The 12671-nt window shown below is 60.1% G+C and carries 11 protein-coding genes and 1 tRNA gene; 8 read left to right on the plus strand and 4 right to left on the minus strand.

Features of this window, described 5'->3' with window-relative positions; genetic code table 11:
* Positions 1-2 precede the first annotated feature (2 nt).
* The 4 genes from cmk (at position 3) to lapB (ending at position 4100) form a co-directional block, all read left to right on the plus strand.
* On the plus strand, positions 3-671 hold the full coding sequence (gene cmk / locus ABZN20_RS03135) for a (d)CMP kinase (protein WP_218806963.1): 669 nt from the start codon (positions 3-5) through the stop codon (positions 669-671).
* Positions 672-789: 118 nt separating this feature from the next.
* On the plus strand, positions 790-2457 hold the full coding sequence (rpsA, locus tag ABZN20_RS03140; RefSeq protein WP_218806962.1) for a 30S ribosomal protein S1: 1668 nt from the start codon (positions 790-792) through the stop codon (positions 2455-2457).
* A gap of 72 nt (positions 2458-2529) precedes the next feature.
* Positions 2530-2817 (plus strand): integration host factor subunit beta, encoded by a 288-nt coding sequence (locus ABZN20_RS03145; RefSeq protein WP_218806961.1) that lies wholly within the window; start codon positions 2530-2532, stop codon positions 2815-2817.
* 77 nt (positions 2818-2894) lie between these two features.
* Positions 2895-4100 (plus strand): lipopolysaccharide assembly protein LapB, encoded by a 1206-nt coding sequence (lapB, locus tag ABZN20_RS03150; protein WP_367026713.1) that lies wholly within the window; start codon positions 2895-2897, stop codon positions 4098-4100.
* Here lapB and asd read toward each other — a convergent pair.
* The 4 genes from asd to ABZN20_RS03170 all read right to left on the minus strand — a co-directional run bounded on the left by asd (position 4066) and on the right by ABZN20_RS03170 (position 8160).
* Positions 4066-4932: an archaetidylserine decarboxylase gene (asd, locus tag ABZN20_RS03155; RefSeq protein WP_218806959.1), complete on the minus strand. Its 867-nt coding sequence runs from the start codon at positions 4930-4932 to the stop codon at positions 4066-4068. The genes lapB and asd overlap by 35 nt on opposite strands.
* The gene (locus tag ABZN20_RS03160) at positions 4929-5855 is read right to left on the minus strand and encodes a hypothetical protein (protein WP_367026714.1); all 927 of its coding nucleotides are present in this window, start codon (positions 5853-5855) and stop codon (positions 4929-4931) included. The genes asd and ABZN20_RS03160 overlap by 4 nt, the downstream gene beginning before the upstream one ends.
* 48 nt (positions 5856-5903) lie before the next feature.
* A complete protein-coding gene (locus tag ABZN20_RS03165; protein ID WP_367026715.1) occupies positions 5904-6875 on the minus strand; it encodes a 2-hydroxyacid dehydrogenase in 972 nt (323 codons plus the stop codon).
* Positions 6876-6972: 97 nt separating this feature from the next.
* Positions 6973-8160, minus strand: coding sequence for an aminotransferase class V-fold PLP-dependent enzyme (locus tag ABZN20_RS03170; protein WP_218806957.1), 1188 nt, complete (start codon positions 8158-8160; stop codon positions 6973-6975).
* A gap of 279 nt (positions 8161-8439) precedes the next feature.
* Here ABZN20_RS03170 and ABZN20_RS03175 point away from each other — a divergent pair.
* From ABZN20_RS03175 to ABZN20_RS03190, 4 genes are all read left to right on the plus strand, one after another.
* Positions 8440-8516: transfer RNA gene (locus ABZN20_RS03175), tRNA-Met, on the plus strand.
* A gap of 572 nt (positions 8517-9088) precedes the next feature.
* Positions 9089-10522, plus strand: a complete 1434-nt coding sequence (locus tag ABZN20_RS03180; RefSeq protein WP_367025845.1) for an IS1380 family transposase — start codon at positions 9089-9091, stop codon at positions 10520-10522.
* 250 nt (positions 10523-10772) lie between these two features.
* Positions 10773-10937 (plus strand): DUF29 family protein, encoded by a 165-nt coding sequence (locus tag ABZN20_RS03185; RefSeq protein WP_367026716.1) that lies wholly within the window; start codon positions 10773-10775, stop codon positions 10935-10937.
* Between the two features lie 27 nt (positions 10938-10964).
* Positions 10965-12602, plus strand: a complete 1638-nt coding sequence (locus ABZN20_RS03190) for an FAD-binding oxidoreductase (protein WP_367026717.1) — start codon at positions 10965-10967, stop codon at positions 12600-12602.
* Positions 12603-12671 lie beyond the last annotated feature (69 nt).

The raw sequence follows: 12671 nt of genomic DNA on the forward strand, positions 1-12671 counted from the left end.
ACATGCAGGACACCATCCCCGTACTCACCATCGACGGCCCCAGCGGCGCCGGCAAGGGCACCGCGGCGCGCGCGGTCGCCGCCAGGCTCGGCTGGAACTTTCTGGACAGCGGAGCGATCTATCGGGCATTGGCGGTCGCGGCAATGGACCGGAGAGTGTCCTGGGAGGACGAATCCGCGCTGGAAGCACTCGCGGGATCGATGGATCTCGTGTTCGAGGCGGGTCCGGCGCCGCGCGTCCTGCTGTGGAACACCGACGTCGGCGGGCGGATCGTCACGGAAGAATGCGGCAATCTGGCGTCGAAACTGGCGGCGTTCCCGGCGGTGCGCAGGGCATTGCTGGACAAGCAGCGCAGCTTCCGCCGCCTCCCGGGGCTGGTGGCGGACGGCCGCGACATGGGGACGGTGGTTTTTCCGGAGGCGCCTTACAAGGTCTTTCTCACCGCGAGCGCGGAGGTTCGTGCCCTCCGGCGCTATAACCAGTTGAAAGAGAAAGGCATAGATGTTAGCCTAGCCAACTTGACCGAAGAGATAGAGGAGCGCGACCGGCGCGATCGGGAGCGGCAAACCGCCCCGCTTCGAGCGGCGGAGGATGCCGTCGTGATCGATTCGTCGGATCTGACCGTCGACGAAGTGATCGAGGCCTGCCTTTCCGTGGTGGAATCGCACTGAAATCCTGGGGCCAATACAGTATAGGGTGTGTTCCGCCGCGTGGCGAGCGGGCACGATCGTCAACCAACTCAACTAACGTTCGTCCGATGTAACACCTCGGACGCTGGAATCATTGATCATGGGCGAAAGCTTTGCAGAACTGTTTGAAGAAAGTCTGGCGAAAGCCGAGATGCGCGCGGGCAGCATCATCACCGGCACCGTCGTCGACATCGGCACCGACGCGGTCGTCGTCAACGCCGGACTGAAATCCGAAGGTGTCATCCCGAAGTGGCAATTCCTCAATGCCGACGGCCAACTGGAAGTCCAGGTGGGCGATCAGGTCGAGGTCGCCCTGGACATGGTGGAGGACGGCCTGGGCGCGACCCTGCTGTCCCGCGACAAGGCGAAGAAGCTCAAAGCCTGGGATGACCTGGAGAAAGCTTTCGAAGGCAGCGAGACCGTCGTCGGCCGCATCGTCGGCAAGGTCCGCGGCGGCTTTACCGTGGCGATCGGCGCTCTGCGGGCATTCCTGCCCGGTTCGTTGGTCGACGTACGTCCCGTGCGCGACACCACCTTTCTGGAAGGGCGGGACCTGGAATTCAAGGTCATCAAGATCGACCAGAAGCGCAACAACGTGGTGCTGTCGCGCCGTGCCGTGGTCGAATCCGAATTCAGCGCCGAGAAGGAAGCACTGATGGAAAGCCTCAAGGAAGGCGCCATCGTCACCGGCGTGGTCAAGAACCTCACCGATTACGGCGCGTTCATCGACCTGGGCGGCATCGACGGCCTGCTCCACATCACCGACATGGCCTGGAAGCGCGTGCGCCATCCGTCCGAAGCCGTCCAGATCGGCCAGGAGCTGCAGGTCAAGGTTCTCAAGTACGATCAGGAAAAGAACCGCGTGTCGCTGGGACTCAAGCAGCTCGGCGAAGATCCGTGGGTCAACATCGCCCGCCGCTATCCGTCCGGTACCCGCTTGTTCGGCAAAGTCAGCAACCTCACCGATTACGGCTGCTTCGTCGAGCTGGAAGAGGGCGTCGAGGGGCTGGTCCACGTCTCGGAGATGGATTGGACCAACAAGAACGTCAATCCGTCCAAGGTCGTTCAGCTCGGCGAGGAAGTCGAGGTCATGGTCCTCGACATCGACGAGGAGCGCCGCCGTATTTCCTTGGGCATGAAGCAGTGCAGGCAGAATCCCTGGGACGAGTTCGCTTCGACCCACAAGAAGGGTGAGAAGATCAGCGGCACGATCAAGTCGATCACCGATTTCGGCATCTTCATCGGCCTCGACGGCAACATCGACGGACTGGTCCATCTCTCCGACATTTCGTGGTCCGTACCAGGCGAGGAAGCCATCCGCCAATTCAAGAAAGGCGACGAGCTGGAAACCGTCATCCTGGCGATCGATCCCGAACGCGAGCGCATTTCGCTGGGCATCAAGCAGCTCGAACAGGATCCGTTCCAGAACTTCCTGGCGGCTCACGACAAAGGTTCGATCGTGCGCGGCGTGGTGAAGGAAGTGGATGCCAAGGGCGCGGTCATCACCCTGGCGGACAACGTGGAAGGCTATCTGCGCGCTTCGGAAATCCAGCGCGATCGCGTCGAAGACGCGCGGGCGCTGCTGAGCGTGGGTGACGAAATCGAAGCCAAGTTCATCGGCGTCGACAAGAAGACCAAGAGCATCTCGCTGTCGATCAAGTCCAAGGATCAGGACGAGGAGGCTGCAGCGATCAAGGATTACGCGCAGGGACCGACCGGCACTCCGACCCTCGGCGACATCTTCAAGGAACAGATGGAAAACCGCTGATCGTTCCGGTTTTCCCGGAGGAAGGGGTCTCAAGGCCCCTTCCGTTTCACTTTTTGGAACCTGGAAATCGACATGACTAAATCGGAATTGATCGAATCCCTGGCCGGAAAGTATCCGCATTTGTCTCCCCGGGACATCGAATATGCCATCAAGGAGATGATCGGCTATATGAGCGAAGCGTTGGCAGGGGGCGAGCGCATCGAAATCCGAGGGTTCGGCAGTTTCTCCCTGCACTATCGTCCGCCCCGTGTCGGCAGGAATCCCAAGACTGGAGAGTCCGTTCACCTTCCCTCCAGGCGCGTTCCGCATTTCAAGCCCGGCAAGGAGTTGCGCGACCGGGTCAATTCGATCAAGGAATAAGACCTCTATCGGCGGGATCGATCTCTCCGCCTCCCTCCCTCGGTGAATCGCGGGGTACCGGAATGCCGGACGGCGCCATGCTCGAACTGCTGACCCTGCTTCTTCCGGTCGCTGCGGCTTCCGGCTGGTATGCCGCGGCCAGGCACCACGGCCGAAACCTGTCGGGCGAACTGAAAGACGGCATTCGACGAGCCTATCAGGCGCCCGCAGATCCCGCCATCGGCGCCAGAGCCGACGAGGCCTTTCATCTGCTCAGGCAGATCGCCGATTCCAGCACCAAGACCTTGGAACTGCAGCTAGCCCTCGGCAGTCTGTTCCGCAGGAGCGGCGAACTTTCCAAGGCGATCGAACTGCACGAACGCCTCCATTCCCAACCTCAGTTGACGGATGAACAGCAACACGCCATTCGTTTCGAACTGGGCATGGATTATCTGAGCGCAGGGTTGCTGGACCGGGCCGAGAACGTCTTTGCGGATCTGACGGCTAGCGCTTCTCACGGCAAAGCCTCGCTCCAGCAAATGCTGGCGATCTACCAGAGCGAAAAGGATTGGGTGAGGGCGGCCGAGTGTGCGCAGACGCTCAAGAAGCTCGATGCGGGCCAGCGTAACACCACTTTGGCCCATCTCCTGTGCGAGCAGGCTGAATCGGCGATTGCCCGGGGAGAAACGGTCGCGGCACAGACACATCTCCAGCAAGCCCTGGCCGAAGATCCGCGCTGCGTCCGGGCGACCCTCCTGAAATCAAGGCTCGCGCTGCAACGGCAGCAGTGGGCGGAAGCGGGTGTCCTGCTTCGATCGGTGGAATTCCAGAATCCCGCCTTTCTTCCGGAAGTCATCGGGCAATTGCGGCTCTGCCACGCCAATCTCCGAGACATGGACGGGTATTTGGCCTATCTCGACTATGTCTACCAGCGCTATCGCACGGAAGCGGCCGCCTTGCTTCTGGCCGACGAGCTGGCGCAACGGGAAGGGGCGCCGGCAGCGGCAAGCTACTTGACGGGCCTTCTGTCCGAGCGGTCGAGCCTGAACCTGATCCGCCGCACTCTACATTACGCCGGGTCGGCCACCCGCATCGATGGCGATTGCGTGCCGGCCCTGCGGCGCTGCCTGACCGCTCTCGACGGCCTCGCCACGCAGCAGCCCGGTTACGGCTGCGTCCAGTGCGGATATGAATGCCGTGAGCTGCATTGGCATTGTCCAACCTGCCGCGCTTGGGGAACGATCCAGCCGGCCGGCTCGGGTGTCGGCTTCATCGGCAAGAACCCAGCGACATCCCCATCTTGACGGATGAACCAGCTTTTATCTCGGAGCTCCAATGCGCGTGGCCGGCGCCGAAAAGGACGATCACCGTCGACCCCATGTTGAAGCGCCCGATTTCGGCTCCGCGTTCGAAACTGAGGCCTTGCGCAGAGTAATCCCACCGCCGGATCGTCTTTGAGCGGGGCGGTGTGACCTCGCCATGCCATACGGTCTCGATGCTCGATACGAAAATCGCTCCGACCAGAATGACCGCCATCGGTCCCACGGCGGTGTCGAAATAACAGATTACTCTTTCGTTGCGCGCGAAAAGATTCGGAACGTTTTCCGTCGTCGCGACGTTGACGCTGAACAGTTCGCCGGGCACATGAATCATGGCTCCCAGGGTGCCGGCCACCGGCAGATGGACGCGATGGTAGTCACGGGGCGAAAGATAGACGGTGACGAAGCTGCCGTTCTCGAATTTTTCTGCCTGGCCCTCATCGCCGCCGAGCAGCTCGGCCAGTTCGAAGCTGTGGCCTTTGGCCTGGAACAGCAGTCTGCCTTCGATGGCGCCGATCTGGCTGATCGCGCCATCCGCCGGGCAAGCGATGGCATCCGGCTCGCTGCAGATCGGCCGGGCGCCGGGTTTCAGCGCGCGAGTGAAGAATGCGTTGAAGCAGTCGAATGAGTCCGGCGAACCGCAAGCGGCTTCCGCAAGATTTACCCGATAGAGTTTGCAAACCGCCCGGATCATGGCGTTCTTGACCCAAGGTCGGCGAATGCGGACGGCCGTATGCATGAGCCGTGAAAGGCCGTGTTGGGGCAGCAGATATTGGAGGCCGGAAACCAGCTTGGACGATAAGGCAGTCATGGTCATTCGTTGATGTGAACTCGGGCGAAGCGATGATTTTCGTCGAGAAACAGCGTGACATCGGCGCGCGCGGGCATTTCCGCCAGCATATGCCGCGTCAGGCGTTCGTAATGCATGATGAAGCGCCGCAGCGCCGTCTCGTCCATCAGACGGTGGCCTGGGGAGCCGTTCTCACGGGTCGCCGCCGCGAGCTTGCGCTCCTGCAGACTCCGCCAGTGGTGCACGCATTCCATGCCGGGCACCTTCAGCATGATCAGCCGGTCGAGCCGCCCGAACAGTTCCGCATAAGGTCCGCGGAGCTGCTCGTTGACGTAGGTCCGCCAGCGGCCATCCCCATCCTCCTTGGCCTCCAGGGCATTGATGGGATGGGCCAGTTCCTCCCGAGACTGAGGAAGGCAGCCAACGCACCAGCCTTCGAAGATGACGATGTCGACCGGCGCTTGCGCATGGGGCCAGGCGGACATCGGATGCCGGTCGTCGACCGACTTGTCGAACGCCGGCAAGGCCACGGAGCTTTCCATGCCGGCTGTCGTCAGACGATCGAGCGTTTCCAGTCCCAGGCTGACATCATGGGTACCGGGAACCCCCCGCGTCACCAACAGGGGGTGAACTTCCCCTGCCAGCCGCTCCCGTTCCATCCTCGTCTTGTAGATATCGTCGATGGAGAAGCCGGCAACCTTGTAACCATAACCCTCGCGTAGAATCAGAGCCAGGAATTCGCATAGCGTCGACTTGCCGGAGCCTTGTGCGCCGTTGACGCCGAGCACGAACGGCCCATCCTTCTTGTGCGCCACGACCCAGGCGGCCAGCGGCAAGTAGACTCTCGCCAAAGATTCGGCGAGGGTGGAGGGTATACGCTGCTTCGCCATCGAGGCCAGGAAGGCCGGCCGGACCCGCTCCCAGATCAGCCGGTATGCGTCGTCCGGCAATATCCGGGCGGGCCACAATGGTAACGAACCGGTCGCCATTTCCTGCAATCAGGCCACCTTGTCCCCCGGAGGACGCCCTTCAAAAAACGCGGTGATGTTGTCGATGACGCGCATGCCCATGGCGACCCGCGTTTCCTCCGTGGCACTGCCCAGATGGGGAAACAACACGACGTTGTCGAGCTCGAGAAAGCCCGGATTCAGCCGGGGTTCGCCTTCGTAAACGTCCAGGCCCGCACCACGGATGCGCCGGTTACGCAGGGCGTCGATCAGGGCTTCGCTGTCGACCACGTCGCCACGGGCGGTGTTGATGAGATAGGCATGGGGTTTCATCCGAGTCAAACGCTCCGCACCGATCAAATGCCGGTTCTCCTTGCTGCCGGGACAGTGGAGGGCAACGAAATCGGCGCGTTCCAGCACTTCGTCCAGCGTGCCGCATTGCTCGGCGCCGAGGGCGTCGATCACGTCCTGCGGCGGTGGGAAGGGATCGTAGAAGACGACGGGCATGTCGAATCCGAAATGGGCCTTTTTTGCCATGGCGCGGGCAATCCGGCCGAAACCGACGAGTCCCAAGGTCTTGCCGGTCACCTTGGTACCGAGCATGTGGGTGGGGCGCCAACCCGTCCATCGGCCGCCACGGACTTCCCGCTCACCTTCTCCGCCCCGGCGGGCGACCTCGAGCATGAGCAGCATCGCGATGTCGGCGGTACAGTCGGTCAGCACGTCCGGGGTATTGGTTACGGCGACGCCGCGGCGCCTGGCGGTTTCGAGGTCGATATGGTTGAAGCCGACGCCGAAGTTGCCGAGGATCTTGCAGCGCAGCGGTTCCACACCCAGCACATCGGCATCGATGGTGTCGGTGACCGTGGGCAGCACCGCATCGTAATCGCGCAGGGCCGCCTTCAGCTCTTCCCTGCTCATCGGATGGTCGTCGGCGTTGAAGAAGACGTCGAACGACTCCCGGAGTCTGCTTTCACAAGATTCCGGCCAGCGTCGCGTCACCAGGATTTTGGGCTTGCTCATGGCTGCGGCTCCAGAAAGGGGAGGGCGCGCCGTCCGGCGCGCTCCGATGGAATCCTGCCTCGCAGCGACGATCCGTATCGCTGCGAGGCCTGGCGAATCAAGCCCGGGGCTGGATTGCCGGAGCGGTCTCGCGCCAGTAGGCGCTGGCCGCCGCGATCCCGCTGCCGGGCGTCACCGGGATGCCCACGTCCAGCATGGCCATTTCGGAACCGACTATGGCGCTGGACAGGCTCAATTCATTGAGGTCACCCAAGTGACCGATGCGGAATACCTTGCCGGACACTTCGGTCAGGCCCGCACCCAGCGACAGGTTGTAGCGGTAATAAGCCGTGTGGATCACGTCGCGCGCGTCGAACTCGGGCGGCACGACGACAGCCGAAACGGTGTTCGAATACCATTTCGGATCCTGGGCACAAACCTCGAGGCCCCAGGCGGCTACTGCCCGGCGGACGCCTTCGGCCAACCGGGCGTGGCGGGCGTAAACGTTCTCCAAACCCTCCTCGAGCAGCAGCTCCAGCGACTTGCGCAAACCATACAGCAACGGGATCGACGGCGTGTAAGGAAAGAAGCCACCGGCGTTGTGAACGATGTGATCGTTGATGTCCAGGAATGCGCGCCTGCACTTGGCGGACTCGCGCGCCTTGAGCGCCTTTTGGCTGAAGCCCAGCAGCGCCAGACCGGCCGGCAGCATGAAGCCTTTCTGGGAGCCGGCCACACCGATGTCGATGCCCCATTCATCCAGGCGGAAATCGAGGGAGCCGATGGAACTGACGCCGTCCACATAGAACAGGGCAGGGTGGCCGGCAGCGTCGATGGCCCTTCGCACGGCCGGAAGGTCGTTGGTCACGCCGGTCGCGGTTTCGTTGTGGCAGATCAACACCGCCTTGATTTCGTGTGCGGTATCGGCTTTCAGGCGCGCTTCCAGCTTGTCCAGCGGCACCCCTTGGCCCCACGGCACCTCTTCGTATTCCACTTCGAGTCCCAAGCGTCCGGCCAAGTCGATCCAGAGATGGCTGAATTGCCCAAAGCGGTAGGACAACACCTTGTCACCGGGAGAAAGCGTGTTCGAGAGAGCGATTTCCCAACCCGCGGTTCCCGTAGCCGGAAATATGAAGCACTGTCCTGTTTCCGTCTGGAATATCTTCTTCAGATTTTCCAATAGCGGGGTCACAAGGGCGGGGAAGTCCGGCCGCCGATGGTCCTCCATCGGTACGTGCATCGCGCTGAGAACGGCATCCGGGATATTCGTTGGACCGGGAACGTAAAGATGGTTGCGACCAGGCATCAAATTCACCTTGAGTTTAGGATTTGGATATTGCTCTTGTTCGTAGAGGTGCGGACGGGAACAGGACGAACCTCGACACGGAAAGTCGCGACAATGCCGGTCCATCCCCTCAGGAAGGAGGGCAATCATGCCACAGCGGCCGGACATTCTTCAATAATGAAGCGCTCTTGACACGATTGTGATCAAAAAAGATAATGCGCCCCTCCACTTGGGGCAGCGCGTCGCGCCGCCCTTCAGGCAATACGGTGTCTCACGCTTTCGGTGTGCAGACAGGTCAACGGTGGCGTAGCTCAGTTGGTCAGAGCGAGGGATTCATAACCCCTAGGTCGGCGGTTCAATTCCGCCCGCCACCACCAATTAGCGGTTTCGCATGATCCCTGCATGTACCAAGAGCCCGCAAGATTCGAGGCAAGAGGGCTTCTGCCGTCTCCGTACCTCCTGGCGACTACCATCGAAGCCCGTCAATTGGTTGGTATCCTGGTGGGGGGATCTCCATTTGTGCCATGAGTCGGCTCCATTATCGCCCGGGGATGCCATCCTGTTGTAGGACATCGGCATGATCTGCGATTCTTCATCGGCCGGACTGACCTCGTCCTTCGCCGGCGGGTCCACCTCGGGCGGCTGGGGTTCTCGGCCATGCGGCTTCTTGCCGGCATGACGCTGCGCTTCCCGGCGCACTTGCTTTCCCTCATCGCCCCGGCGTTCCCACTAGAAACGCGCATCGACCTGCTCTTCGCCTTCGCAACCGAACTGCGCATAATGTATATTATGTTAAACGATGGATGCATAGAATTACGCAACTCCTGAGGAAAGCCGCCCCCCCTTGATCTAAGCTATAACCTGAATCCGTGCTCCCACCCTCTAAATAATTCATAACATATTGAATCCATTGTATAATTAGCCCATTTTCGATGTCACCCATTTGATCATGCCGCGCTTTGAAGTCAAGCAATCCAGCAAGCTGCAACTGACCTCGTATTCCGGCCTGGCGCTGATTGGCCAGTGCTGCCAGGCGGCGCAGGTGGAGGCGGTCATTGATCCGAAGATTCCGGTGTCGCAAGGCATGCGCACCTCGGACATCGTCAAGAGCGTGGTCGGGTTGTTGAGTCTGGGCAAGAGCGACTTCGAAGCCATCGAGCCGTTTCGGGAGGACCGCTTCTTCAAGGAGTCGCTGGGGCTGACGAAGGTGCCCGGAGCCGTGTGGCTGCGCCAGCGTCTGAATGCCAAGGCGGAAGCCATCCGCGATCTGGCCGATGAGCTTTCCCTGAGGCTGCTGGAGCGAACCGAGGCGCCGATCACGCCGCACAAGGGCTATGTCTGCTGCGACATCGATACCTTCGCCATGGACAATAGTGGCACGAAGAAGGAAGCGGTGTCGCGCACCTATCAGGGCTTCGACGGTTACACGCCGATTGCCGCCTATCTCGGCAACGAAGGCTGGAACACCGGGCTGGAACTGAGGCCAGGGTCCCGCCACTCGGCGTTCGAGACGCACTACTTCTACGAGCGGCTGTTTCCGCGCATCGAACGCCTGGTCAAACCGGATCAGCCCGTGCTGCTGCGCGAGGACAGCGGTTTCGACGGCGCACAGCTCCTGTTCGCCAAGGCCGCGGAGCGAGACCGGCAAGCCGCGCTGGGGCGAAGCCTCGACTTCATCTGCAAGTGGAACCCCCGCAAGCAGGACAAGGCGGCCTGGGTGGCGCGCGCCGAGGACGCGGGCGCCTTTGCCGAGACTCGCCCCGGTAAGCGCGAGGCCCTCCTGTCGCTGGACATCGAGCGCGCCTGGCACAAGGAGAAGCGCTCCTTCCGCCTGGTCGCCAGGGTCGTCGAGCGCACCATCGACAAGAAGGGCCAACACCTGCTGGCCCCGGAGGTCGAACTGGAAGGCTGGTGGACGACGCTCTCCTGTTCCGCCGAGGAAGTGATCGAACTCTACCAGCACCACGGCATGCATGAGCAGTTCCACTCCGAGTTGTTCGGCTCCGCCGAATCCTTCGCTTCGCTCAGGACCGCCACTGCGTGGCGTCCTGCGCCCTTCGGGCTTGTCAAGACCGACCTCGACCTGGAACGGCTGCCCTCGGGCAAGTTCGACACCCACGACGTGATCCTGCATCTGGCGGCCTTCGCCTACAACTGCCTGCGTCTCTTGGGACAGATCGGCCTGACTGGCGAGATTGCGCCGATCCGTCATCCGGCCAAGCGCCGCCGCATCCGGACCGTGCTGCAGGAGATCAGGTACCGGGCGGCGAAGTTCGTCGCCCATGCCCGCCGGCTGATCCTCGATTTCGGCCGTGGCGTGGCGGCAAACGTAGCCGTGTTCGTGATGCTTCAGAATCGGCTGTGGGCGGCGGCGTCCGGATGACGGGAAATGCCTGCCGCACGCCTCGAATCCCTGATTCCGGAACCCCGGAAGGGACAGTCTCGCGCAGGGAGCGGAAAATGAGCTGACGATAAGCGCACGCCAAGCAGATTGGCCCCGAAACCCCGGTCGAATGTTCCCCGGATCGCCGGTAGCGAGGGCAAATCCCAAGGGAGAGCGCTCGAAATTCATGCGTTCAGGCCCGATGGGAAGGTGTAAGCCGAGGGGAACACGGATTCAGGGGAGAGTGACGATGGAGATTCGACGCATCGACATTGCGGACGTTCTGAACGATAACCAGAGCCTTAGACAAACAGTCGAACAAGCCGTTAAGCATGCTTACCCGAATGCCGTAAAACTCGCTGCCACCGATACCGGTTTCAGCAAGAGTGAATTCCCGGAAACTTGCGAATGGTAAGAAAAATAAATTTTGACTATATTTTGAATGAAGATTTCTGGTCTGAGTAACATCTGTGGTTTTTCAGCCATCTGGCTTGGCACTTATAAAGCACTTACCGATATTTTTTCCAGCATGCTCGAATATATACTAACCTACCACCGCGGTATTTTTGTGACGCTATTTCTTTTGCCGATATCAGTAATCTACAGTGCATATGTAAATCTGAGAAATCGGGCCATGTTTCTCTGGCGGAGCGCGCCGGCTCGGCATGATGAAAAAGTCAAGGGAGTGATCCGGCAGATCACTCTGTGGAGAGAACAAGGCTGCAAGGGAAAATTGTGTACAGGGCGCTCCGGATGGAAAAGCATGAGCGAACTCGTGCCAAGATATAAATATTCTCACAGAAAAATCTATCTTGATTTATATGACGTTCTGGAAATCGATGCGGCTCGAGGTGTCGTAAGGGTTGAGCCGTTGGTCACGATGGGGCAGATATCGTCCAGCTTGAGGGCTAAGGGATGGATGCTTCCCGTGGTTCCCGAACTGAACGATTTGACGGTGGGTGGTTTGATCATGGGGTTCGGCGTCGAAACCAGCAGCCATAAATACGGCCTCTTTCAACAGATATGCGAATCTTTCGAGATCGTAACCGCGGAAGGAAAGCTGGTTCGCTGCAACCGCTCCGAAAATTCGGAGCTGTTTCATCAGATTCCGTGGAGTCACGGCACGCTCGGCTTTCTCGTGGCCGCCGAACTAAAAGTAATACCGTCGAAGCGTTATGTGCGATTGCATTACCAGCCCGTATTTTCTCTGGACGAAATGACAAGGCTATTCGAGTTCGAGTCGAGGAATGCCGAGAATGATTTCGTGGAAGGGATCGTCTACAGCAGAGACAAGGCCGTCATCATGTGCGGGAGACTGACTGACGTAGCGGGACGCGACGGCCCCATCAATCCCATCAACCGGTGGTATAAACCTTGGTTCTTCAAGCACGTGGAGAGCCATCTCCAAACGAGCCTGAACGGTGTTGAATATATTCCTTTGGAGGATTACTTTCACAGGCATACGCGGGGTTATTTCTGGATGATGGAAGATATCATTCCGTTCGGTAATCATCCGTTGTTTCGGGTACTATTGGGTTGGGCGCTGCCGCCCAGGATTGAGCTGCTGAAATATACCGAAACTGAGACCACGAGGGAACTGAGGGAGCGCCATCAGATGATTCAGGACATGCTGATGCCCATTCGATACCTGAGAAAATCCATCGAATATTTCGACGAGCAGACGGGGCTCTACCCTCTCTGGCTGTCTCCTATGTCGATAAGGCGCAACGGCCAGGATAATGGATTTGTCCATCCGTTCCGCGACGGGAACGGTGTCGAGGACGAGCTGTTCGTGGATATCGGCGCATACGGTGCCCTGAAAAGGAAAGACGTAGATGCCCGGTACGTGCTGACCCTGCTCGAACAGTTCGTGCTGCGGCATAAGGGTTATCAGGCGCTATATGCAAAAACGGCTCTGAGCCGCACCGACTTCAGGCAGATGTTCGATCATGGCGGCTACGATCGTCTGCGTGAACAATTGCCGTTATGCAAGCTGGCATTCGACGAGGTATATGACAAAGTATCGACAGCGGGTCGGGCAGCGCCGGTTGAAATCCGCCAAATGAGGAAGAACCGGTAGGAATCGCCCGATCATGGAATAAAGACTTGTCACAGCCAGGGTGTTTGAGGCAGAATCCTGAATCCATAA

The sequence above is a fragment of the Methylococcus sp. ANG genome (genome assembly GCF_040730495.1).
Taxonomy (GTDB): domain Bacteria; phylum Pseudomonadota; class Gammaproteobacteria; order Methylococcales; family Methylococcaceae; genus Methylococcus.